The sequence below is a fragment of the Parahoeflea olei genome (genome assembly GCF_001703635.1).
In the GTDB taxonomy this organism is placed as follows: Bacteria; Pseudomonadota; Alphaproteobacteria; order Rhizobiales; family Rhizobiaceae; genus Hoeflea; species Hoeflea olei.
This window is the reverse complement of the sequence record NZ_LQZT01000001.1, coordinates 435548-457178: the sequence shown is the minus strand read 5'-3', so window position 1 is coordinate 457178 and position 21631 is coordinate 435548. Positions and strand designations below refer to the sequence as shown.

Below are 21631 nucleotides of genomic sequence, written 5' to 3'. Positions count from 1 at the left end.
AATCAACTGTCCTTGTTGCGAATGCCCAGATGGCGCGAGACGGAGCGGACCTCGGGCAGGATGCCCTGTGGCCGCCAGAGAAGAATGATGCAGAGCATCACGCCGATGATGACGATCTGCAGCGAGGCGGCGCGCGCCTGCTGTGCGGCGGGGAAGATCTCGGAGATCGCCGCGCCCGACAGGGCCCAGATCGCCCAGACCAGCACCGCGCCAAGAACCGCGCCGCGATTGTTGCCCGAGCCGCCGACGATCAGCATGGCCCAGACCTGGAAGGTCATCATCGGCAGGTAGTTGCCCGGTGCGATGAAGCCGATGAAATGGGCCTGCACCGCGCCTGCGAGCGCCATGATCGCGCCGCCGAGCGCGAAGGCCTGGATGCGCAAAAGAACCGGGTTCTTGCCGAGCGCCTGGGCCGCGATCTCGTCCTCGCGCACCGCGCGGAGCGCACGGCCCCAGGGGCTGCGCAACAGGTGTTCGAGCAGCAGGTAGACACCCGCGACGACGGCCGCCGTCAGCGCCAGATTGACCATGTTGAAGGCGAAGGACTGCCCCTGCAATCCGGCAAAGGGCCGCGGGATGAAGGCCATGCCGAAGGCGCCGCCGGTGAGAACCTCGGCGTTCTGGAACACGAGCTGCAGCGCCACCGCGATGCCGAAGGTGGTGATCGCCAGATAATCCGAGCGCATCCGCAGGGTCAGGAGGCCGACGGCCAGCGCCAGCACGCCGCCGGCTGCCATCGCCGCGATCCAGCCGACAGCGATCGGCAGGCCGAAGCCGCCGATGCGCTCGGCCGCGTCCGGGGTCGTCAGCGCCGCCGAGACATAGGCGCCCAGGCCGACGAAGCCCGCGACGCCGACATTGAAGAGCCCGGTCTGGCCCCATTGCACATTGAGCCCCAGGCACATGATCGCATAGGTGAGCGCGATGGTGAGAAAGAAGGCGGCATAGGCAAGGAGTTCCATCTACGCGCCCTTCCGACCGAAAATGCCCTGCGGCCGCAGCATCAGCACCAACACCAGAATGACGAAGGCCACGGCCGCACGCCATTCGGCGCCGACGATCTGGACCGCGAAGGCCTCCGCGAGGCCGATGACAAGGCCTCCGATCATCGCGCCCGGGATCGAGCCGATGCCGCCGAGAATGGCGGCGGCGAACAGCGGCAGCAGCAGGTCGAAGCCCATATAGGGTCGGATCTGGACGAGCAGGCCGGCCATCACGCCGGCGATGCAGGCCATGCCCGCGCCGATGATCCAGGTTACGCGGACAACGCGTGCCACATCGATGCCGTAGACGCCGGCGAGGCTCGGGTTTTCGGCCACCGCGCGCATGGCGCGGCCGGTCGCGCTGAACGTGACGATGAGATGCAGCGCCACCACCAGCAGAAGCGTCAGGCCGATCACCAAAAGCTGGTCGGGCGTGGCGCGCATGCCGAAACCCAGCGGATTGGCGATCTGCAGCGCCTTGGTGAAATAGACGGGTTTCGCCGTGAAGATGAATTCCAGAAGCGAGCGCAGCGCCATCGAGGCGCCGAAGCTCGCCATGACGATGATGATGGTGTCGGCACCGCGTGCCCGCAGGCGTCCGAACAACACCCGGTCGAGACCGAGCGCAAGCACGATCGTGAGGCAAACGCCGCCGAGCATGGCGAGCGGCAGGCCCCAGCCGAAGCTGAACGGATAGACCGGCGCGCCGAGCCCGGCCGCGAGTCCGCCGAGCACGCCCGCGACGGTGAGCGTCAGATAGGCGCCCCAGGCCAGGAAATCGCCATGGGTGAAGTTCGCGAAGCGGAGGATCGAATAGGTGAGCGTCAGGCCGATGGCGCCGAGCCCGATGGTGGAGCCGGCCACGAGGCCGTCGATCAGGGCCTGCGGGTTCATGCGCTGGCCTCCGCGCTGCGGTGGCCGAGAAACAGCTCGCCCAGCAGCTTGCCGTCGTGCAAGTCATCCGCCGGCCCGTCATGGGCGAGACGGCCGTCGACCAGAACCAAAGCGCGCTCGGTCAGGGCGAGCGCCGCCCGCACATTCTGCTCGACCAGCACCAGCGTCACGCCGGCGGCGGAAATGCGCCGGAGCGTGTCGAACACCTGGCCCACAAGTTTCGGCGAGAGGCCCGCGGAGGGTTCGTCGAGAATGAGCACCTTGGGCTCCGTCAGCAGCGCACGCGCCGCGGCCAGCATCTGCCGCTGGCCGCCCGACAGCGCGCCGGCCTCCGTACGCGGGCGGCTGCCGAGATCGGGGAACATGTCGAACATCGCGGCAATCCGGTTGGCTCGCTCGGCTGCCGGCAGCAACTGCGCGGCGATCTGCAGGTTTTCAAGAATGGTGAGGCTCGTGAAGATGTTTTCGGTCTGCGGCACGAAGCCCATGCCCTTGCGCACCAGTTGGTGCGAGGCAAGGCCGGTGATGTCGGCGCCGTTGAGATGCACCGTGCCGCCGAAGGTGGGGACCAGACCCGCCACCGCCTTGATCATGGTCGACTTGCCGGCGCCGTTGGGACCGAGGATGCAGAGGCACTCGCCCTCTTCGACCTCGAAGCTCACGCCCTTGACAATCGGCAGGTCGCGGTCGTAGCCGGCTTTCAGGTCGCGGAGCGCAAGCGTGGTCATGCCGGCATGCCTTCGAGATAGACGTCGATCACGTCGGCGCGCTTGGTGACCTCGGAGGGCGCGCCCTCGGCCAGCGCCTTGCCGGCCGCCATGACGATCACGCGCGGGCACAGCCGGGCTATCATTTCCATGTTGTGCTCGATCAGCAGCACGGCGATGCCGAGCTGGTTGATGGCGATGATCCGGTCGATGATCATGTCCAGCAGCGCGGGATTGACGCCGGCTGCCGGTTCGTCGAGCAGGATCACGCGCGGCTCGGCCATCAGCACCCGGGCGAGTTCGAGGAGCTTGCGCTGCCCGCCCGAGAGCACCGAGGCCGGTTGGTCCTCGAGATGCGACAGCGCCACGAAATCCAGGATCTCGCGCGCGCGCACGGCATTGGCGCGTTCCTGCTCGGCGACCCGGCGCGGGGCGATGAGGGCCGGCAACAGACGCTCGCCGCGCTGGCCCTGGGCCGAGGCCATGACGTTTTCGAGAACCGTCATGCGCGCGAACGGCCGCGGGATCTGGAAGGTGCGCCCGAGGCCTGCGCGAATGCGGGCCTCCGGGCGGGCGTGGCTCAGATCAACGCCATCGAGGCCGATCCGGCCCGCATCGAGCGGAATTGCTCCTGCCAAAAGGTTGAAAAGGGTGGATTTGCCCGCGCCGTTGGGGCCGATAACGCCGAGAATTTCGCGGGCACCGAGGGTGAGCGAGATGTCATTGACCGCGCGGAAGCCGCCGAACGACTTTGTGAGGCTGTCGGCTGTGAGGATCGGGGGCTGGCTGGAGGTCGACATCGTTTCGGCCAAGTTGATCAACTATCATTCATCATTTACAGGATCACGCTTGATGCCTAAAGTAAAGTCCGACCAGACAGGGCGGGCAGCGGCAAAATGAACGTGCAGACCTCTTCTCCGATGGACGGACCCGGCCTCGACCGGCTCGCGCCTGTCGGCCGGGAGACGGTGCAGGACCGCATTTACAGGCAGTTGCGCGACGCGCTGATCCGTTGCCGCTTCGAAGCCGGCGAGATCTTTCTCGCCGGTGACGTGGCGCAAAGAATGTCTGTGAGTTCCATGCCCGTGCGCGAGGCGCTGGCGCGGCTTGTCTCGGAACGCGCGCTCGAAGCCATGCCGAACCGGCGGGTGCGGGTGCCGCTGCTGACGCTCGAACGGGCCCGAGACATTGCCCAGGCACGCTCGCTGATCGAAGGCGAACTGGCCGCGCGGGCGATGGACATGCTGACGCCGGCGGATATCGAACGGCTCGAAGCGCTGACTGTGGAATATGAGGAAACCCGAGAGAGCGGCGACATCGCCTCGCTCAACCATGCCTTTCACTTCCATCTCTACCAGGCGGCGGGCTCGTCGGTGTTGATGCCGGTGATCGAAAGCCTGTGGATGCAGGCCGGCCCCTATGTCCGCGCCGCGGCGAAGCTGCACCGTCCGCTGACGGACTCGGCGGCGACGCTGCACCACCGCGGCATCCTCTCGGCGATCGCGGCGGGCGACAAGGAATGGGCGGTGCGCGAGCTCAAGGCCGACATCAACCAGGCCTTCGCCATCCTCGAACGGGCGGACCCGGCCGTCTGGGACACGGACAATGGAGGTGCAGCATGAGCGGCGACGAGAGCTTCGAGCTTTGGGACCTGAAGGTCGAGGTGGTGGCGCCGGAAGGGGCCAGGATCTGGTGCGGCGCCAAGCCCGGCGACTATTTCGAACTGCGTGGCGAGATGCTGCATCTGCCGCCCGGCCAGGGGATCTCGATCTATTCGCTTGCCTCGGTGCTGCCGCTGCTTGCGGCCAAGCAGAGGCCGACCCATCCCAACGACTGGATGTCGACGGACGCCGAAATCGCCTGCCCGGACCCGAACTGCCCGTCGCGGCTCAAGATTACCCGCACGAAGCTCCGCCGTTTCAACCATTCCGACACCACGGCGGTGCCGCTTGGAGACACTGATGCAAACTTATGACCTGGCGCCCGGCCACCGGATTTCCCGCGTCATCAAGGGTGGCTGGCAGCTTGCCGGCGGCCACGGGGAGATCGATCGCCGCACCGGCATCGAGGACATGATCGCCTTTGCCGATGCCGGCATCACCACTTTCGACTGCGCCGACATCTACACCGGCGTCGAGGCGTTGATCGGCGAATTCCGCGCCGAATACGGCAGACTGCGCGGCACTGAAGCGCTGTCGAAGATCAAGGTGCATACCAAATTCGTGCCGGATCTTGGCAATCTCGCGACCCTCAGCAAGGCGGACGTGGCCAAGGGGATCGAAACCTCGCTGTCGCGGTTGGGGCTCGAGCAGTTGAACCTCGTGCAGTTCCACTGGTGGGATTACGAGATCGACCGGCAGGTCGAGGTCGCCACTTGGCTTGCCGATTTGAGGCGCGAGGGAAAGATCGCCAATATCGGCGGCACCAATTTCGACACGGTGCAGATGAGCCGCATCCTCGATGCCGGTGTGCCGCTGGTCTCGATGCAGGTGCAGTATTCGCTGATCGACGACCGGCCGTCGCGCGCGATGGTGGAAGCGGCGATGGCAGCGGGGGTGAGCCTGTTGTGCTACGGATCGGTTGCCGGCGGGCTGTTCTCCGAGCGCTGGCTCGGCGCGCCGGAGCCCGAGGCCCCGTTCGAGAACCGGTCGCTCACCAAATACAAGCTGATCGTCGACGAATTCGGCGGCTGGGCGCTGTTCCAGGACCTGCTGTCCGCGCTTGCCGGGATCGCCGCCCGTCACACCTCTGACATCGCCTCGATTGCCAGCCGTGCCATCCTTGAGCGGCCGGGCGTGGCAGCAGTGATCGTCGGCGCGCGCAACCGCAATCACCTCGAGCGCAATCTCGCCATTCCGGAGATCGCGCTGAGTACCGAGGATTTTGCCGCGATCGATGCGGTGCTTTCTCGCGCCAATCCGGTGCCCGGCGACATCTACACGCTCGAGCGCGACCGCACCGGCAAGCATGGCGCGGTGATGAAATACAATCTCAACACGGAAGGGCACTGAGCCGTGGACCTGATCGCGCGTGCCGAGGCTGAAGTCGTCAATCGCCACGCGTTCTTTGTCGAATGGTTCACGGGCCGCGCCAGCGAAGCCGAGCTGGACACGTCGCTCAGGGCCTTTGCGCCCGACATGGTGATGATCGAGCCCGACGCCAGCACGATCGGCCAGGCGGAGATTTGCGCGATGATCCGCGCCGCGCGGGGCAAGCGCCCCCACGATTTCAGCATTCGTGTGGATCTGGTGTCGGCGCGGATGGTCGCTGAAGACACCGTGATCGTGATTTACGACGAGCATCAGGTGATCGATGGCGAGAAATCCGCCCGCCGCTCGTCAGCCGTCTTCAGCGCCGATGCGGACGCGCCCGAAGGGGTGGTCTGGCGGCAGCTGCAGGAAACATGGATACCCGGTGCATAAAGCGGGCGAGAGAGGCCCCATAACAAGGAGAACGCGCATGAACATGATCAGGAAATCCGGCCTTGCGATGGCCCTTCTGTGCGCCTCGGCTCTCGGCGCGCAGGCCTGCGACATCACCATCGGCATGGTGATGGAACTCACGGGTCCCGCCGGCGCCTATGGCCAGGCCGGCGCCAAGTCGGTGGAAATGGCCTTCCGCGACATCAACGAGGCCGGTGGCGTGCTCGGCTGCCAGCTTGTGACCGACACGCGCGACAGCCAGAGCCAGGGCAACGTCGCGGTCGACCAGGCCACCCAGCTCGTCAACATCAAGAATGTGCCGGTGGTGATCGGCGGCATCATCTCCTCGGTGTCGATCCCGATCCTGACCTCGGTCACCGCGCCTGCGGGCGTGGTGCAGGTCTCGCCCGCCTCGTCGAGCCCGACGCTCACGCAACTCAGCCGTGATGGCAAGACCGGCGGCTATTTCTTCCGCACCATCACGTCGGACGCGCTGCAGGGGATCGCGGCGGCGAAATACGCGATCGATTCCGGCTTGAAGAAGCTCGCGATCATTCACGTCAACAATGATTTCGGCCTCAACATGATGCGCGAGTTCACCGCGTCCTACGAGGCGCTCGGCGGCGAAATAACCTCGGCCACGCCCTACAACGAGAACCAGCCGAACTACTCGGCCGAAGTGACCGCGGCGATGGACGGCGCGCCGGAAGCGCTTTACCTGATCAGCTATCCGGTCGATGGCGCCACCATCGCGCGCGCCTGGATCAGCCAGGGCGGGCCGCAGAAGTTCCTGCTCAACGACGGCATGAACTCGTCGGACTTCATCGAAGCCGTGGGCGGAGACTATCTCGAAGGCGCCTATGGCACGTCGTCGGGTACGACCGAGACGGAATCGACCAAATATTTCTACGCCAATTACGAAGCCTTCTCGGGCGGCATCGCGCCGTCGGCACCGGCGGCCGACCGCTCCTATGACGCGGGCGCAATCGTCGGCCTGGCCGTCGCCAAGGCAGGCAAGGCCGAAGCGGACGCGATCCGCGATGCGATCCGCTCGGTGGTCGATCCCGAAGGCGAGGTGATCCATGCCGGGCCGGAACAGTTCAAGAAGGCGCTGGCGCTGATCGCCGAGGGCAAGCCGGTCAACTATCAGGGCGTGATCGGCAACGTGTCCTTCGACCAATATGGTGACATTTCCGGTCCGTTCCGGCTGTGGCAGATCAAGGGCGGCGAAGTCGTCACCGCCGGCGAAATGACCGCCGAAGCCGTCGCCGAGGTCAAGGACTCGATCAAGTAGCCCCGCCACCCAGGGCTGGCTGCGATCCCTGTCGCAACAGTGGGAAGGGGCGCCCGGCCGGCGCCCCTTTGCCGTTTCATCGCGGAATTCCGGCGATCCAGTTGGAATAAAGGCTTGCCTGCAGTGCCGAGAGTTCGGCATGTAGCGCCGCCATGTCATCGAAGATCCGGTCGACGGGCTCGTCCCCGATCTCGCGGCGAAGCGCGGCCTCGCAATCCTCGATCTCGTACCAGTCTCGGAGCGTGGCGGCATCCATCTCGGCATGGAACTGGACCGAGGCCACCTGCGGTCCCCATTGCATGGCCTGGATGCCGCAGCGGGGCGAAGCGGCGAGCACGTCCGCCCCCTCCGGCAGGCGGCTGATCTCGGCACTGTGCCACTGAAAGCACGGGAACCTTTCGCCGACGCCTGTGAGCAGCGGTGGGTTTCCGCACTTGTCGACATGCCACAGGCCGACTTCTGATTCAGTTGCCTGACTGACCGTTCCGCCGAGCGCATGCGCGAGCAACTGGTGCCCCAGGCAGATGCCGAAATAGGGCATGCGCCGGTCGATCACCGCATGGCGGATCAGCTCGATTTCCCGCGCCAGCCACGGCAGCTCATCGCTCTGCCAGACCTGCATCGGGCCGCCCAGAACCCAGAGCCCGTCGATTCCGTCCAAATCCGCATCGCCGATCGCGTCGGGCGCGGTGCAGGTGACGATCTCGTGGCCGTCGCGCGCGAACAGCGCCCGGAACGCGCCGGCATGTTCCTTGTCCGAATGCTGGATCACGAGAATGCGCATGGGCCTGTCCTGCATGGGTTAGGCGACGGGGGCTCAGGCGGATTGCAGGGTCTTGAGCGCGGCGCCGAACTCGTCGCTCGCCATCAGGGTCCTGCACCGGGCAAAGCGGCCGTCGGCATAGGCGCGAAAATCATCCGCCGGATTGCCGTTGGCAAGCTGAATCAGCCCCCACAGGGTCCACAAAAGGTCGCACATGGCCTTGTAGATCACCATCCGGGCGCGGTCCGTGACGGCCGGCACGTTTCCGAAATAGGCTTCGAGCAGGACACGGTCCTCCTCGGCGCCGAATCCGCCCTCGACCGAGAGATCGCCCAGATCCCACATCGGATCGTTCATGCCGGAATACTCCCAGTCGACGATGAAGATGCGCTCGCCGGTGTCGAGAAAATTCTCGCACAGCGGATCGCAATGGCAGGCAACGAGCTCGACCGGATGGCGGGCAAGCGCTTCGCGCACCGTCTGCGCCTCGGCGACCACGTCGTGATAGCCGTCGGGCAGGGCCACGTGCTTGGTCGACAGGATGCCGAGATACTCGTCGATCATGGCGAACAGCTCGAAGGTGAAAGGAAAGATCGCACCGGACGTGTGCAACTGCCGGAAGGCCTCGCCTGCGCGCCGGACCGAGCCGATATCGGCGCGGAAGCCTTCGGGCGTCATGGTGAGAGCGCCCTCGATGAATTTCGTCGCCATGATGCCGCTGTCGGGGTCGACATGGATCAGGTCGGGGCTGACCCCGGCATCGGCCGCGGCGCGTGCGGCTTCGGCCTCGTGGGCGCGGTTGATGTATTCCTCGGTGCCCGCGCCCGGCAGGCGCACGCAGGTGTCGCCGACGCGGAAGACGAGATTGGTCAGTCCTCCCAGTCTCTCGACCGGGCCGGTGTAGCCCGCCAGTCCGGGAATGCCCGAAAGGCTTTCGCGAAGGCGGGCTTCGATTTCGTCTGGCATGGTGATGCGGCTCCCTTTTTTCTGTTCGAAGGTTTGCGGCACTGTTTCACAAAGCCATTGAAAAGGCTATGCTAACAGCCAAAGCAAGGTCAATGGAGCTCCGATGGCAGAACACGACAAGACGGCGCGGCTCGGAGCAGTGTATACGGCAAGAAGTTCCGAGGATGTTGCGCGTGCCTATGACTCCTGGGCGGAGAAATACGATGCGGACATGTCGCTTGCCGGATACCGGCATCCGGCGATAAGCCTCGCCATTTTCGCCCGTCATGTGCCCAAGGGCGCGGCGCCCGTGCTCGACGCCGGCGCCGGCACCGGCCTGATCGGCGAATGGCTGGCGATTGCCGGCTACAACGAGGTCGATGCGCTCGATATCTCCGCCGGCATGCTGGAGGTGGCCCGGCGCAAGGGCGTGTATCGCAGCCTGCACCAGGCGGCGCTCGGCACGCGGCTGCCGTTCGATGATAACCACTTTGTCGCAATCGTCTCGGCCGGCGTGTTCACCACCGGCCATGTCGGCACAGAAGGGCTCGACGATCTGCTGCGCATTTGCGTGCCCGGCGGCACCATCGTGCTCACCGTCAAGGATGTGCTGTGGCAGCAGAGTTTTCGCGCGCGCATTGCCGATCTTGAGACCGAAGGGGTCTGCGCGCTCGTCGACGACACCGGCCCCTATGTGTCGATGCCCGGCGAGGAAGGCACCACGCCGAGCCGCTGCATCGCGCTGACAGTCGCCTGAGGCCCTAAGCCTCAGGCCTTCACCCTGGCATTGGCCGGATCGTAGAACGGTTTCAGTCCGATCTTCGCGGGGATGCGTTCGGCCGCGACCACCAGCTCGTAGTCGCCCTCTTCCAGGAATTCGGTCGATACCCCTTCGGCGTTGCGGACATAGCCATAGCCGATGCTCTTGCCGATGGTGTAGCCGTAACCGCCGGAGGTCAGGTAGCCCACCGGTTCCCCATTGCGCAAAATGGTTTCGCGGCCGACCAGAAGCGCGTCGGGATCGTCGATGGTGAAGCCCGCAAAGCGCTTGGCGAGCGGCTGCCCCGACACGGCGGCGAGCGCCTTTTCGCCGATGAAGCCCGAATTGGAGTTGCGCTTGACCGCCCAGCCGAGGCCTGCCTCGTGCGGCGTGTCGTTGGGGGTGATGTCGGAGCCCCAGGCGCGGTAGCCCTTCTCGAGTCTCAGCGATTCCAGAGCGCGGTAGCCGATCGGGCGGATCTGCCAGGGCTTGCCGGCCTGCATCAGCGCGTCGAACACCTCGCCGATGGCCGCGATCGGGATATGCAGCTCCCAGCCGAGTTCGCCGACATAAGTCACGCGCAGCGCCCGTACGGTGGCGCCGGCGATGTCGATCTCGCGGACATGGCCGAAGGGGAAGGCGGCGTTGGAGACATCCGCGGAAGTGACCGCCGCGAGCACGTCGCGGGCATGCGGGCCCATCAGCGACAGCGTGCCGCAGTCTTCGGTGATGTCATCGATCCGGACATCGGCGCCCGCGGGCACATGTTCGCGGATCCAGGCGAGATCATGGGTGCGGAAGCCGGTGCCGGTGACGATGTAAAAGCGGTCGTCCGACAGCCGCGCCACGGTGAGGTCGGCCTCGATGCCACCGCGGGTGTTGAGCAACTGCGTATAGGTGAGCCGCCCAGCCGGCTTGGTCACGTCGTTGGCGCAGATCCGGTTGAGCGTGCCAAGCGCGTCGGCGCCGCTCACCTCATATTTGGCGAAGGAGGACTGGTCGAACACGCCCACCTTCTCGCGCACATGGCGGTGCTCGTCGCCGACCGCATCGAACCAGTTCGGCTTGCCCATGGTGGGAATGTCGCGTGGCTCCATGCCTTCGGGCGCGAACCAGTTCGGCCGCTCCCAGCCGAGCTTTGAGCCGAACACGGCGCGGTGCGCCTTGAGCCGCTCGTAGAGCGGCGAGACGATCCGGGGCCGGCCGGACTCGTATTCGACATGCGGAAAGCCGATGGCGTAGTGCTTGCCATAGGCTTCGAGCGTGCGGTCGTTGACCCATTGCCGGTCGCGGTGCATCTCGGAGAAGCGGCGGATGTCGACCACCCAGAGATCGAGCGGTGCCTCGCCATCGATCACCCATTGCGCGAGCACCCAGCCGGCGCCGCCGCCGGCGGCGATGCCGAAGGCGTTGAAGCCGGCGCCCACATACATGTTGGAGCATTCCGGCGCCGCGCCGAGGATGAAGTTGCCGTCCGGGGTGAAGCTCTCCGGCCCGTTGATCATCTGCTTGACGCCGACGGAGCCGAGCGCTGGCACGCGCTCGATCGCCTGCATCATGTGCTGTTCGAAATGGTCGTAGTCGTCGTCGAACAGCTGGAATTCCCATTGGTTCGGCACGTCGCCCATGGTCCAGCCCTGCGGGTCTGGCTCATAGCCGCCGAAGCTCAGGCCGCCGACCTCTTCCTTGAAATAGGTGCGGCGGTCGGGGTCGCGGATGGTCGGTGCGTCGGGCGACAGGCCCTCGATCGGTTCGGTGATGACATACTGGTGCTTGACCGGCTGCAGCGGCACGTTGATGCCGGCCATCTCGCCAACCTGGCGCGCCCACTGGCCGGCGCAGTTGACCACCTTCTCGCAGGCGATGTCGCCGAGGCTGGTCCTGACCGCCTTGATGCGCCCCTGCTCGATGTCGAAGCCGGTGACGCGGACATTCTCGACGATCCGCGCGCCATGCATGCGCGCGCCCTTGGCGAGCGACTGGGTGATGTCGGAGGGGCTCGCCTGCCCGTCGGTGGGCAGCCAGCTGGCGCCCACCAGATCGTCGACCTGCATCAGCGGGAACATGGCCTTGGCTTCCTGCGGAGACAGAAGGTGCATCTCCATCCCGAAGCTTTGCGCGGTGGTCGCAAGCCTGCGGTATTCGAGCCAGCGGTCCTGGTTGGTGGCAAGCCGGAGGCAGCCCGACATCTTCCAGCCGGTCTCGAGCCCCGTTTCCTGGTCCAGGCGCTTGTAGAGATCGACCGAGTATTTGAGCACCTTGGTGATCGAGGCCGAGGAGCGCAACTGGCCCACGAGGCCTGCGGCATGCCAGGTCGAGCCGGAGGTGAGCTTGCCCTGTTCGAGCAGGATCACATCGGCCTTGTGGTCGCGGGCAAGGTGATAGGCCGTCGAACAACCGATGATGCCGCCGCCGATGACGACGATCTGGGCTCTGTCGGGAAGGGTCATGGAGAGGTCTTTCCATAGGTCGAATGGTAGGTGTCGAGCGCCGCGTCCAGGCGGGCGAGGTTCTCGGCGGTGTAGGCCCGGTAGTCGACGCCGGGCGCGTCAAGGTGAAGTTCGGACACCAGGCTCCAGAGCGTCTCGCGCAGGAGCGCCGCGCACTGCATGGCGTGAAGCGCGCGGGTAACCGCTGGCTCGGCTCGGGTGCCGAGGGTCGCCTCGAGGAGGTGGGCGGCTTCGTCTGAACTCATTTCGGCATTGGCCGCGGTGCCGGCGATGTCGAACATGGCAGTGGAGAATCCCGCATATTCGAAATCGATGAGCCACAGCCGCTTGCCGTCATCGAGGAAATTGGCGGGCAGCAGGTCGTTGTGGCCGAACACGATCGGCAGCGGGCATTGCGCGGCTTCGAGCCGGTCCGACAGCGCGAGCCATGCAGGCAGGCGCTCAGTCATGCGCGAACCCCCGTCGCGCAGCGTGCGGGCATAGTCGCGGATGACGTGAAACACCCAGAACATGAAGCCTGCGCCAGCCACATGGCGCGGCATCACCGCGTGGAAATCACGGATCAGCTTGCCGATGCGCTCGGCATTGGCCCGCACATCGGCGGCCTCAAAGGTTTTGGCATCGAGAAAGGCCGAGACCATGATGCCCGGCTCGGCATATTCGACGCGCGGGGCGAAGCCTGCCTCTTGGGCAGCGCGGGCGGTCATCAGCTCGCGGGCGCGGTCGACATGGTGGAACGGAAAGTCGCGGCCCATGCGCACCACATGCCGGCCTGCGCTGTCCGTCACCAGCCAGCTCTCGTTGCTCAGGCCGCCGCTCAGCGGCGCGATCTCGATCGGGCCGGAGAAGCAGGGCAGGGCGCGGATGCGGTCGGGCGACGCTTGGTCGGTCATGGGTTACTCCAGGCCCAGGCGGCGTTTGGCGTGGATGGCGCCGGCGGAGATCAGCCGGTCGGCGATGATGGCGATGGCGGCGATTGACAGGCCCGCCACCAGTCCGCGGCCGGTGTCGGCCTTGGTGAGCGCGATATAGACTTCCTGGCCGAGATCGCGGGTGCCGACCAGTGCGGTGATCACCAGCATCGACAGCGCGAACATGATGGTCTGGTTGAGGCCCAGCATGATTTCGGGCAGCGCGAGCTTGAGCCGGATGCGGGTCAGGATCTGCCACTCGGTGCAGCCCATGGCGCGCCCGGCCTCGATCAGCCTCGGGTCGACCCGGCGGATGCCGAGCGCGGTGTAGCGGATCGCGGGTGCCACCGCGAAGGCCACGACCGCGATCATGGCCGTGAAATCGCCGACCCGGAACAGCATGACCGCCGGCATCAGGTAGACGAAGCTCGGCAGCGTCTGCAGCGTGTCGATGGCGACCTGCACCCAGGACCAGAGCCGGTCGCGGGTGGCCGCGACAATGCCGATCGGCACGCCGATCAGCGAGGCCAGCACCGCCGAGATGCCGCACAGATAGACGGTGATCATCGCCTTTTCCCACTGTCCGGTGGCGGCAATGAACAGCGACAGGGCGGCGGTGAGCAACGCCAGCCGGATGCCGCCCAGGCGGTAGCCCGCAAAGGCGAGGAAGGCGGTGACCCCGAACCAGGGCAATGAGCCGAGCAGCCGCTTGAACGGGATCAGCACATTGAGCAGCATCGCGTTCTTGATGGCTTCGAGCGTGTCGAAATAGTTGACGTTGATCCAGGCGACGACCTCGGACCAGAACGTGCCGGTCGAAAGCTCGAGCGTCTCGGGATAGGTGTGGATGCCCGGCACCACGAAGCCCAGCAGCGTGGTGCCGATCACGAGCGCTGCGCCGGCGACCAGATAGGGATGACGCGCGAAGGCGCTTTGCGTCCGCGGCTCGGGCGAGGGCATCGAGAGCTTGTCGGCCGCCGCCTGGCTCAGCCGGTCGAGCGCGATGGCGAGCGCGACGATGGCGAAGCCGGCTTCGAGGCCTGCGCCGAAATCGAGCCGCCTGAGCGCCGCCAGCACGTCAAACCCCAGGCCGCCGGCGCCGATCATCGAGGCGATGATGACCATGTTGAGCGAGAGCATGATCACCTGGTTCATGCCCACCATCAGGCTCTCGCGCGCGGCGGGCACCATCACCCGCCAGGTCATCTGCCGGTCGGTGCAGCCGACCATGTGGCCGAGATCGGTGATCTCTCCGGGAACCGCACGAAGCGCAAGGATGGCAATGCGCGTCATAGGCGGCGTGGCAAAGATCAGTGTGGCAATCACGGCCGCCGTGGGGCCGAAACCGAACAGGAACAGCACCGGCACCAGATAGGCGAACACGGGAATGGTTTGCATCAGGTCGAGGATGGGCGTGATCGCGCGTTCCAGCCAGCGCCAGCGCCAGGCGGCCACCCCGAACAGCAGGCCGAGCCCGACGCCGAGCGGGGCTGCCACCAGGATCGAGGCGAGCGTGATCATGGCGCTGCTCCACTGCCCGAAGACGGCTAGAAACAGGAAGCAGCCGCCGGCAAGCAGCGCAAGCCGCATGCCGCCGAGCCAGTGGCCGAGCAGCATCGCAAGCCCGATCACCGCCACCCAGGACAAGGGCGGCAGGATCTGGATTGCCGAGGAGCCGCTGCCTTCGAGCACGCCGGTGGAGAGCAGGCTGGCGGCGATGGTGTAGGGGACGTCGAGAACCGCCGAGATGAAGCGCGTCAGCTCGGTGAACGAGAACAGGCCGAAGCTTGCGTCGTTGAGCAGCCACTTCATCGCCGCGCTGATCCACTTGGCGAGCGGCACGGTATAGGCCTTGGGGTAGTCGAAGGCAGATTTTGCAATCGGCTCGCCGTAGAGCCAGAGGACCACGAAAGCGGTGACGGCAACGATCCACGCATAGGGAAGCTTCAGGCCCTGCGACGGGGCCTGAAAACCTGTGGCGTCGAGCGCGGGAGGCCGGGGTGTCGCCATTCTCAGCCCTGCAGCATCAGCGAGACGACGGCCTCGCGGTCGAGGCGGCCGATGACTGCGCCGGTGGCGTCATCGGTCACGGCGATGTGGGCGACGCCATCGAGAAACAGCGGTGCTGCCTGGGCGATGTTGCTGCGCGCCGACACGCTCGGACCGTCAGGATCGGGCGTGGTGTCGGCGACCATCAGGCTCTGCGCGCGGATCACCTTGGCGCGGGCGACATTGCGGGTGAACTCGGCCACATAGGAGGTGGCGGGCGTGAGCACGATCTCTTCGGGCGTGCCGGCCTGGACGATCTCGCCGTCCTTCATGATGGCGATCCGATCGGCCAGGCGAATGGCCTCGTCGAAATCATGGGTGATGAAGACGATGGTCTTGTGCAGCACCGTCTGCAGCCGCATGAACTCGTCCTGCATCTCGCGGCGGATCAGCGGATCGAGCGCGGAGAAGGGTTCGTCGAGGAACCAGATCTCCGGTTCGACCGCGAGCGAACGGGCGATGCCCACGCGCTGCTGCTGGCCGCCCGAGAGCTGGCGCGGGAAAGCGCCCTCCTTGCCCGCGAGGCCGACGAGCTCGATCATCTCGCGGGCGCGGGCTTCCCGTGGCGCGCGCGCCATGCCCTGGATGTCGAGAGGGAACGCGACATTGTCGAGAACGGTGAGATGCGGCAACAGCGCGAAATGCTGGAACACCATGCCCATCTGGTGGCGGCGGATCTCGATCATGCGGGCCTGAGAGGCCTTGAGCAGGTTCTCGCCCTTGAACAGCACGTCGCCGCCCGACGGCTCGATCAGCCGCGACATCAGCCGGACCAGCGTCGACTTGCCCGATCCGGACAGGCCCATGATGACGAAGATCTCGCCCTCATTGACGTCGAGATCGACCTGGCGCACCGCGCCGACAAGGCCGGCCTCGGCAATGGCGTCGGCGCCGGGATGGCCGTTGTGCTGCGCCAGCAATTCGGCGGCGCCCGGACCGAACAGTTTCCACACATTGCGGCAGACGAGTTTGGCTTCGGCAGAGGTCATGGACAACTCGATCGGAGACGAAGGAAAGGGCGGTGGATCAATCGCTGCCCGAACGGCGCTCGGGCACCTGATCGTGCAGGCGGCAGCTTGAAGGCCGGATGGTCTTCCGGCCGCGCCAGTCCGGACCCGGGCGGGGCGGCCCCGCCCGGGTCCGGGTGCGGGATTATTTCTTGATCCAGCCCGACCAGCGGTCTTCGTTGGCGGTCATCCATTCGCCGACGACGTCGGAGACGGTCTTGCCGTCGAGATCGACCTCGGTGATCATCTTGCCCATCTCGTCATTGTCGATGGTGAAGGCCTTGATCGCCTCATAGGCGCCCGGCCACTTGTCCTTCACGCCGGCCCAGCCGACCTTCCAGATTTCGCCGAACGGCTTGCCGCAGTCATAGGCGGCATCCGGGTTGATGCCGACGGAGGGGTCATTGTAGCACTCGGGCGAATATTCGGGGAACTCCACCCATTCGCCCTTGTACTTGGCCGGCGCCCAGTGCGGGGCATAGATCCAGAGCATGATCGGGGCCTGGCGCTGGTAGGCGCTTTCGAGCTCGGCAAACAGCGCGGCGTCGGTGCCGGCGTGGATGACTTCGAACGGCAGGTCGAGCGCTTCCACGCGCTCGTCGTCGAAGCCGCCCCAAGTGACCGGTCCGCCGAGATAGCGACCCTTGGGTGCGGTTTCCGCAGTCGAGAAGGCCTCGGCGCAGGCCTCGTCCTTCAGGGCTTCCCAGTTCGGCAGGCCCGGGCATTTCTCGGCCATGTAGGAGGGGTACCACCACTCTTCCTTGGCCTTCATGCCGGTGGGGCCAAAATTTTCGACCTTGCCGGTGGCGGTGGCGGCGTCCATGGCCTCGCGGCCGGTGGTTTCCCACATTTCCATGGCGACATGCAGGTCGCCGGTCTCGAGGCCCGCGAACTGCGCGAGATAATCGGCCTGCACATATTCGACCGAATAGCCCGCCTTCTTGAGCACTTCGCCCATGATTTCGGTGGTGATCAGCTGGCCGGTCCAGTCGTGGAGCGTGAGCTTGATCGGATCGGTGGAGTCCTGCGCGCCCGCCTGGGCAGACAGACCGAGGCACGAAGCGCCCGTAAGAACGAGCGCTGCGGTCAATTGTCTGAAAGTGCGGCCGGAAATGAGATTGGCTGAATGCATGTCGAGCCTCCTGTTCACCCTGTTTGATCCGCTTTCCGGCGTTCCAACGCGGTGACAAGACACCCGCTGCGACACCCTTGTGCGCGGTTTTGTTAGCGCGGCAATCCCACACCACGACCTGATCCTTGTCAATCAATTCTGTGGTTATTTTTCGTTTTGATGCCCGGTTAGGTTTGTTTTGATTGATATTCGGGCGTTACTCGCCTAGAAAACAGGCAGCAACAAAGGTGTCCGCCGATGCTTTCGAAGCGTCATGCCGAAATCATGCGAATTCTCGCCGACGAGGGCACCGTTACCATCGCCGACCTCGCGGCGCGGCTCGGGGTGTCGCTCGAAACCGTGCGCCGCGACGTGCGGCCGCTCACCGACAGCGGCTCGGTTTTGAAGATCCATGGCGCGGTCGGCCTTGCGGGCCAGGTCGGCGAGGCCCCGTTCCAGCGGCGGATGCGCGAGAATGCCGAGGCCAAGCGTCGGATCGCCCGCGAAATGGCGGGTCTGATCCAGGACGGGGATTCGGTGATGCTCGACACCGGCACCACCACGAGTTTCGTCGCGCGCGAACTGCTCGGCCATCGCCGGCTGACCGTGGTCACGAATTCGTCCGACATCGCCCGCACGCTCGCGACCGTGAACGGCAACAAGGTCTACATGGCCGGCGGCGAACTCCGCAGCGATTCCGGCGCGGCTTTCGGGGTCTCGGCAATCGAGTTCATTTCGAAGTTTTCCGTCACGCATGCGATCATTTCCGCCGGCGCGATCGATGCGGCAGCGGGCGTGATGGATTTCGATCTCGAGGAAGCGGAGTTCGCCCGGATGATGATTTCGCGCGGCGAACGCAGCTACGTGGTCACCGACCACACCAAGTTCGGCCGCCGCGGCCTGGTCTCGGTGGCGGGCTTCGATGCGATCGGCCACCTGGTCACGGATGCCGCCGTCGAGGACGAGTTGTCGGCGGTGCTCGCCGCGCACGGCACACGGCTGGTCGTGGCCGGCTAGGGTCGCCGGCCGAACACTGCAGGGCCGGAGTTTCAGCCGGCCAGATATGCCTCCAGAACCGCGCGGGTGGACGTCGTCTGCAGCCGCCGCAGGGCCTCGGAGAATTTTTCCACGAAATCGGAATTGTGCGCGAGCGCGCCGAAGATGTCGGGCATGGCGAGAAACTCGGCCGGATCGGTCCGGGCCGCCAGCGCGCGTTCGTTGAGCCGCGCGGCATTGGGGTCGTCAATCTCGATTGTCGAGCCGTCGTCGCGCTTGCCGGCGCAATAATGCGCCCAAAGCGCCACTTCCAGCGCGAGCCCCGGGATCGGCTGACCTGCTTCGAGCCGTGCCGTGATCGTCGGCAGGATGAATTTCGGCTGGCGGTTGGAGCCGTCGAGGCACAGCCGCGGAATGGTGTCGCCGAGCGCCAGGTTGGCAAAGCGCTTCGCGACCACCCTGATGTAATCGGTGAGGCTCACGCCCTCGATCTCGGGCACCGTGGGCAGGATCTCTTCATGCGTGAGCTTGTCGAGGAAGCCCGCGACCAGCGGATCGGCCATGGCGTCATGGACGAAGTGGTGCCCCATCAGCCCGGAGGCATAGGCAATCGCCGCATGGCCGCCATTGAGCAGCCGCAGCTTCATCAGCTCATAAGGGGCGACGTCGGCCACGAATTCGACGCCGACCTTTTCGAGCGCCGGGCGCCCTTGCGGAAAAGTGTCCTCCATCACCCATTGCCGGAAAGGTTCGCAGACCACCGGGGCTGCATCCTCGATGCCGAATTCGCGCCGCACCAGGTCGATCTCGCGCGGCCCGGTCGCGGGGGTGATGCAGTCGACCATGGAATTCGGGAAGGCGACATTGGCCGAGATCCAGTCGGCCAGTCCGGAATCGACCAGCCGCGCCAGGCCCAGCACGGTGGCGCGCGCCACATGGCCGTTTTCCGGCAGGTTGTCGCAGGACATGACGGTGAAGGGGGCAACGCCGTTGTCGCGACGGGCCTTGAGGGCTGCGATGACGATGCCGAACACCGTTTTGGGCTCCGCGCCCTGGGCCGCATCCGCGACAATCGCCGGGTGGGTCGGGTCGAACCCGCCGGTTTCGGCACTGAGGAAATAGCCGCCTTCGGTGACGGTCAATGAGACGATGCGGATGGCCGGATCCTGCATCGCCGCGCAGAGGGCCGCGGGGTCGGTGTCGACAAAGCCGATCATCGAGCCGATCACGTTTGCCCGGTAGCCTTCGGGGTCGAGCTCCACCACCGTGGTCAGCCAGTCCTGGGGCGCGAGCTTGTCGCGCATGATCCTGTCGAAAGGCATGATGCCCGCGCCGATGATGGCCCAGTCATGATCCTCGCCAAGCTCGAACAGGCGGTGAAAGTAGCTTGCCTGATGGGCGCGGTGGAAATTGCCCACGCCGACATGCAGGATGCCGGGCGTCAGGCGCGTCCGGTCATAGGTCGGGGCGCCGACGCCGGCCGGCAGGCTTGAGAGGGTGTCGGCGCGCACGGCGGTGACAGGGTGGTTCGGCTGGTCGGGGGGCAGGGTATCGCGCATCAGTTCATCCAGTTCCCGCCGTCGACATTGTATGTCTGGGCGACGATGTAATCGGCGTCGGACGTGGCGAGGAACACGGCCATTCCGGTCAGATCTTCGGCTTTGCCCATGCGGCCATAGGGGACGGCTTCGCCCACGCGGCGCTTCTTCTCGCCGGGTGCGAGACCTTCGTGGCGCGCGAACAGCGCGTCGACATGGTCCCAGTGCTCGCCCTCGACCACGCCGGGCGCGATCGCGTTGACGTTGATGCCGTGGCGGATCAGGTCGAGGCCCGCGGACTGGGTGAGGCTGACGATGGCGGCCTTGGTGGCGCAATAGACCCCCACCAGAGCTTCCCCGCGCCGGCCCGCCTGGCTTGCCATGTTGATGATCTTGCCGCCCTTGCCGCGGGCGATCATGGCTTTCGCCACCGCCTGAAGCGTGAACAGGCTGCCCGCCACATTGACCGCGAACAGCCGGTCGTAGCTTGCCCGGGTGATCTCCACGATTGGCGCCAGATCGAACAGGGCCGCGTTGTTGATCAGGATGTCGATGCCGCCGCAGCGCGCGGTCACGGTTTCGACGGCCCTGTCGATCGAGCTTTGGTCGGTGACGTCGAGACGCACCGCAAAGGCCTGCGGTCCGAGCCGGGCGGCGGTGGCCTCTGCCCGATCGAGATCGAGATCGGCGATGGCGACGGTGGCGCCTTCGGCCACGTAACGCTCGGCGAAGATTGCGCCGATGCCGCGTGCGGCGCCGGTGATCAGTGCGGTCTTGCCCGAAAGCCGTGCCATCAGATTGCCAGCCCCGCTGCGTCGAAACGGTAGATCCGGGCCGGGTCCGGCGTGAGCCAGACCGTGTCGCCGTGGTTGATCTTCATCTCGCCGCTGGCGCGGACATTGACCGTGCCGAGATCGTCGGTGTGGACATGCAGGAAGGTGTCGGAGCCCAGGTGTTCGGCCACGCCGACGGTGCCCTTCCAGGTGCCTTCGGTGGTGGAAATCGCGATGTGCTCGGGGCGAAAGCCGACGGTGTGGGCGCCGAATTTTTCCGCTGGCGGGCCGTCGATCAGGTTCATCTTCGGCGAACCGATGAAGCCCGCGACGAACAGGTTGCGCGGTGCGTTGTAGAGCTCCATCGGCGAGCCGACCTGCTCGATATTGCCGGCGTTCAGCACCACGATCTTGTCGGCCATGGTCATGGCCTCGATCTGGTCGTGGGTCACGTAGATCATCGTGGTCTTGAGCTGGAAATGCAGTTCGCTGATTTCGAGCCGCATGGTGCCGCGGAGCGCGGCGTCGAGATTGGAGAGCGGTTCGTCGAACAGGAAGGCCGAGGGCTGGCGCACGATGGCGCGGCCGATGGCGACGCGCTGGCGCTGGCCGCCGGAGAGCTGGCCGGGGCGGCGTTCGAGATAGTCGGTGAGGTTGAGGACGCGCGCGGCGTCCGCCACCTTGCGCTCGATTGTGGCCTTGTCCTCGCCGGCCATCTTCAGCGGAAAGGCGATGTTCTTGGCGACCGTCATGTGCGGATAAAGCGCATAGGACTGGAACACCATCGCGAGCTTGCGCTTGGCCGGCGCCTCGCCGGTCACGTCGCGCCCGTCGATCGAGATCGTGCCGGAGGTGGTGTCCTCAAGGCCCGCGATCAGGCGAAGCAGCGTGGACTTGCCGCAGCCCGAGGGGCCGACAAAGACCACGAATTCGCCGTCCTCGATGTCGAGATTGATGTCGGGAATGATGACCACATTGCCGAAGGCCTTCCTGACGTTCCGAAGTGTGATGTTGCCCATGATGGTCTT

21 protein-coding genes are annotated in these 21631 nt (G+C 65.8%); 7 read left to right on the top strand and 14 right to left on the bottom strand.

Annotation, left to right across the window (positions count from 1 at the left end; all coding sequences use genetic code 11):
- Positions 1 to 2: 2 nt before the first annotated feature.
- From AWJ14_RS02120 to AWJ14_RS02105, 4 genes are read right to left on the bottom strand one after another with little or no spacing between them, the layout of a single operon-like run.
- The gene (locus tag AWJ14_RS02120; protein ID WP_066174271.1) at positions 3 to 962 is read right to left on the bottom strand and encodes a branched-chain amino acid ABC transporter permease; all 960 of its coding nucleotides are present in this window, start codon (positions 960 to 962) and stop codon (positions 3 to 5) included.
- Positions 963 to 1877: a branched-chain amino acid ABC transporter permease gene (locus AWJ14_RS02115; protein ID WP_066174269.1), complete on the bottom strand. Its 915-nt coding sequence runs from the start codon at positions 1875 to 1877 to the stop codon at positions 963 to 965. It abuts the gene before it with no gap.
- Positions 1874 to 2605 carry an ABC transporter ATP-binding protein gene (locus AWJ14_RS02110; RefSeq protein ID WP_066174266.1) on the bottom strand — a complete coding sequence of 244 codons (732 nt, stop codon included), beginning with the start codon at positions 2603 to 2605 and terminating at the stop codon, positions 1874 to 1876. Before AWJ14_RS02110 ends, AWJ14_RS02115 begins: the two co-directional genes overlap by 4 nt.
- The gene (locus AWJ14_RS02105; RefSeq protein WP_342587235.1) at positions 2602 to 3396 is read right to left on the bottom strand and encodes an ABC transporter ATP-binding protein; all 795 of its coding nucleotides are present in this window, start codon (positions 3394 to 3396) and stop codon (positions 2602 to 2604) included. Before AWJ14_RS02105 ends, AWJ14_RS02110 begins: the two co-directional genes overlap by 4 nt.
- A gap of 84 nt (positions 3397 to 3480) precedes the next feature.
- On the opposite strand from AWJ14_RS02105, the gene AWJ14_RS02100 reads away from it, so the two are divergent.
- Genes AWJ14_RS02100 through AWJ14_RS02080 form a run of 5 tightly spaced genes read left to right on the top strand, consistent with a single transcriptional unit; the run spans position 3481 to position 7300 of the window.
- Positions 3481 to 4206, top strand: a complete 726-nt coding sequence (locus AWJ14_RS02100; RefSeq protein WP_066174263.1) for a GntR family transcriptional regulator — start codon at positions 3481 to 3483, stop codon at positions 4204 to 4206.
- Positions 4203 to 4559, top strand: coding sequence for a TIGR04076 family protein (locus AWJ14_RS02095; RefSeq protein ID WP_066174260.1), 357 nt, complete (start codon positions 4203 to 4205; stop codon positions 4557 to 4559). Before AWJ14_RS02100 ends, AWJ14_RS02095 begins: the two co-directional genes overlap by 4 nt.
- The gene (locus tag AWJ14_RS02090) at positions 4546 to 5595 is read left to right on the top strand and encodes an aldo/keto reductase (protein ID WP_066174257.1); all 1050 of its coding nucleotides are present in this window, start codon (positions 4546 to 4548) and stop codon (positions 5593 to 5595) included. The genes AWJ14_RS02095 and AWJ14_RS02090 overlap by 14 nt, the downstream gene beginning before the upstream one ends.
- A 3-nt stretch (positions 5596 to 5598) precedes the next feature.
- The gene (locus AWJ14_RS02085; RefSeq protein WP_066174254.1) at positions 5599 to 6006 is read left to right on the top strand and encodes a DUF4440 domain-containing protein; all 408 of its coding nucleotides are present in this window, start codon (positions 5599 to 5601) and stop codon (positions 6004 to 6006) included.
- A 37-nt stretch (positions 6007 to 6043) separates the two neighbouring features.
- Positions 6044 to 7300, top strand: a complete 1257-nt coding sequence (locus AWJ14_RS02080) for an ABC transporter substrate-binding protein (protein WP_245304092.1) — start codon at positions 6044 to 6046, stop codon at positions 7298 to 7300.
- A 76-nt stretch (positions 7301 to 7376) separates the two neighbouring features.
- On the opposite strand, the gene AWJ14_RS02075 is transcribed toward AWJ14_RS02080, so the two are convergent.
- Together AWJ14_RS02075 and AWJ14_RS02070 are read right to left on the bottom strand one after the other, a co-directional pair.
- The gene (locus AWJ14_RS02075) at positions 7377 to 8084 is read right to left on the bottom strand and encodes a type 1 glutamine amidotransferase (protein ID WP_066174251.1); all 708 of its coding nucleotides are present in this window, start codon (positions 8082 to 8084) and stop codon (positions 7377 to 7379) included.
- Positions 8085 to 8117: 33 nt separating this feature from the next.
- On the bottom strand, positions 8118 to 9029 hold the full coding sequence (locus AWJ14_RS02070) for a phosphotransferase family protein (RefSeq protein ID WP_066174813.1): 912 nt from the start codon (positions 9027 to 9029) through the stop codon (positions 8118 to 8120).
- Positions 9030 to 9132: 103 nt separating this feature from the next.
- Here AWJ14_RS02070 and AWJ14_RS02065 point away from each other — a divergent pair, with 103 nt between their 5' ends.
- A complete protein-coding gene (locus AWJ14_RS02065; RefSeq protein WP_066174248.1) occupies positions 9133 to 9765 on the top strand; it encodes a class I SAM-dependent DNA methyltransferase in 633 nt (210 codons plus the stop codon).
- Between the two features lie 11 nt (positions 9766 to 9776).
- Here the strand turns inward: AWJ14_RS02065 and AWJ14_RS02060 are convergent, their stop codons facing one another.
- The 5 genes from AWJ14_RS02060 to AWJ14_RS02040 all read right to left on the bottom strand — a co-directional run bounded on the left by AWJ14_RS02060 (position 9777) and on the right by AWJ14_RS02040 (position 17317).
- Positions 9777 to 12218, bottom strand: coding sequence for a GcvT family protein (locus AWJ14_RS02060; protein ID WP_066174246.1), 2442 nt, complete (start codon positions 12216 to 12218; stop codon positions 9777 to 9779).
- The gene (locus AWJ14_RS02055) at positions 12215 to 13111 is read right to left on the bottom strand and encodes a choline/ethanolamine kinase family protein (RefSeq protein ID WP_066174242.1); all 897 of its coding nucleotides are present in this window, start codon (positions 13109 to 13111) and stop codon (positions 12215 to 12217) included. The genes AWJ14_RS02060 and AWJ14_RS02055 overlap by 4 nt, the downstream gene beginning before the upstream one ends.
- 3 nt (positions 13112 to 13114) lie before the next feature.
- Positions 13115 to 15139, bottom strand: coding sequence for an ABC transporter permease (locus AWJ14_RS02050; protein WP_066174237.1), 2025 nt, complete (start codon positions 15137 to 15139; stop codon positions 13115 to 13117).
- A gap of 2 nt (positions 15140 to 15141) precedes the next feature.
- The gene (locus tag AWJ14_RS02045) at positions 15142 to 16167 is read right to left on the bottom strand and encodes a quaternary amine ABC transporter ATP-binding protein (RefSeq protein WP_066174233.1); all 1026 of its coding nucleotides are present in this window, start codon (positions 16165 to 16167) and stop codon (positions 15142 to 15144) included.
- Between the two features lie 163 nt (positions 16168 to 16330).
- On the bottom strand, positions 16331 to 17317 hold the full coding sequence (locus AWJ14_RS02040; RefSeq protein ID WP_066174230.1) for an ABC transporter substrate-binding protein: 987 nt from the start codon (positions 17315 to 17317) through the stop codon (positions 16331 to 16333).
- A 237-nt stretch (positions 17318 to 17554) separates the two neighbouring features.
- Here AWJ14_RS02040 and AWJ14_RS02035 point away from each other — a divergent pair, with 237 nt between their 5' ends.
- Positions 17555 to 18313 carry a DeoR/GlpR family DNA-binding transcription regulator gene (locus AWJ14_RS02035; protein ID WP_066174227.1) on the top strand — a complete coding sequence of 253 codons (759 nt, stop codon included), beginning with the start codon at positions 17555 to 17557 and terminating at the stop codon, positions 18311 to 18313.
- Positions 18314 to 18345: 32 nt separating this feature from the next.
- Here AWJ14_RS02035 and AWJ14_RS02030 read toward each other — a convergent pair whose 3' ends face one another.
- From AWJ14_RS02030 to AWJ14_RS02020, 3 genes are read right to left on the bottom strand one after another with little or no spacing between them, the layout of a single operon-like run.
- On the bottom strand, positions 18346 to 19851 hold the full coding sequence (locus tag AWJ14_RS02030; protein WP_066174225.1) for a mannitol dehydrogenase family protein: 1506 nt from the start codon (positions 19849 to 19851) through the stop codon (positions 18346 to 18348).
- Positions 19851 to 20624: an L-iditol 2-dehydrogenase gene (locus AWJ14_RS02025; protein WP_066174223.1), complete on the bottom strand. Its 774-nt coding sequence runs from the start codon at positions 20622 to 20624 to the stop codon at positions 19851 to 19853. The genes AWJ14_RS02030 and AWJ14_RS02025 overlap by 1 nt, the downstream gene beginning before the upstream one ends.
- Entirely contained in the window at positions 20624 to 21622 is a 999-nt protein-coding gene (locus tag AWJ14_RS02020) for an ABC transporter ATP-binding protein (RefSeq protein ID WP_066174221.1), read from the bottom strand. Before AWJ14_RS02020 ends, AWJ14_RS02025 begins: the two co-directional genes overlap by 1 nt.
- Between the last annotated feature and the right edge of the window lie 9 nt (positions 21623 to 21631).

Bases quoted from the DNA above. Each gene is read 5' to 3' on its own strand.
- AWJ14_RS02120 (WP_066174271.1), bottom strand. From the start codon at position 962: ATGGAACTCCTTGCCTATGCCGCCTTCTTTCTCACCATCGCGCTCACC.
- AWJ14_RS02115 (WP_066174269.1), bottom strand. From the start codon at position 1,877: ATGAACCCGCAGGCCCTGATCGACGGCCTCGTGGCCGGCTCCACCATC.
- AWJ14_RS02110 (WP_066174266.1), bottom strand. From the start codon at position 2,605: ATGACCACGCTTGCGCTCCGCGACCTGAAAGCCGGCTACGACCGCGAC.
- AWJ14_RS02100 (WP_066174263.1), top strand. From the start codon at position 3,481: ATGAACGTGCAGACCTCTTCTCCGATGGACGGACCCGGCCTCGACCGG.
- AWJ14_RS02095 (WP_066174260.1), top strand. From the start codon at position 4,203: ATGAGCGGCGACGAGAGCTTCGAGCTTTGGGACCTGAAGGTCGAGGTG.
- AWJ14_RS02090 (WP_066174257.1), top strand. From the start codon at position 4,546: ATGCAAACTTATGACCTGGCGCCCGGCCACCGGATTTCCCGCGTCATC.
- AWJ14_RS02080 (WP_245304092.1), top strand. From the start codon at position 6,044: ATGAACATGATCAGGAAATCCGGCCTTGCGATGGCCCTTCTGTGCGCC.
- AWJ14_RS02075 (WP_066174251.1), bottom strand. From the start codon at position 8,084: ATGCGCATTCTCGTGATCCAGCATTCGGACAAGGAACATGCCGGCGCG.
- AWJ14_RS02070 (WP_066174813.1), bottom strand. From the start codon at position 9,029: ATGCCAGACGAAATCGAAGCCCGCCTTCGCGAAAGCCTTTCGGGCATT.
- AWJ14_RS02065 (WP_066174248.1), top strand. From the start codon at position 9,133: ATGGCAGAACACGACAAGACGGCGCGGCTCGGAGCAGTGTATACGGCA.
- AWJ14_RS02060 (WP_066174246.1), bottom strand. From the start codon at position 12,218: ATGACCCTTCCCGACAGAGCCCAGATCGTCGTCATCGGCGGCGGCATC.
- AWJ14_RS02055 (WP_066174242.1), bottom strand. From the start codon at position 13,111: ATGACCGACCAAGCGTCGCCCGACCGCATCCGCGCCCTGCCCTGCTTC.
- AWJ14_RS02050 (WP_066174237.1), bottom strand. From the start codon at position 15,139: ATGGCGACACCCCGGCCTCCCGCGCTCGACGCCACAGGTTTTCAGGCC.
- AWJ14_RS02045 (WP_066174233.1), bottom strand. From the start codon at position 16,167: ATGACCTCTGCCGAAGCCAAACTCGTCTGCCGCAATGTGTGGAAACTG.
- AWJ14_RS02040 (WP_066174230.1), bottom strand. From the start codon at position 17,317: ATGCATTCAGCCAATCTCATTTCCGGCCGCACTTTCAGACAATTGACC.
- AWJ14_RS02035 (WP_066174227.1), top strand. From the start codon at position 17,555: ATGCTTTCGAAGCGTCATGCCGAAATCATGCGAATTCTCGCCGACGAG.
- AWJ14_RS02030 (WP_066174225.1), bottom strand. From the start codon at position 19,851: ATGCGCGATACCCTGCCCCCCGACCAGCCGAACCACCCTGTCACCGCC.
- AWJ14_RS02025 (WP_066174223.1), bottom strand. From the start codon at position 20,624: ATGGCACGGCTTTCGGGCAAGACCGCACTGATCACCGGCGCCGCACGC.
- AWJ14_RS02020 (WP_066174221.1), bottom strand. From the start codon at position 21,622: ATGGGCAACATCACACTTCGGAACGTCAGGAAGGCCTTCGGCAATGTG.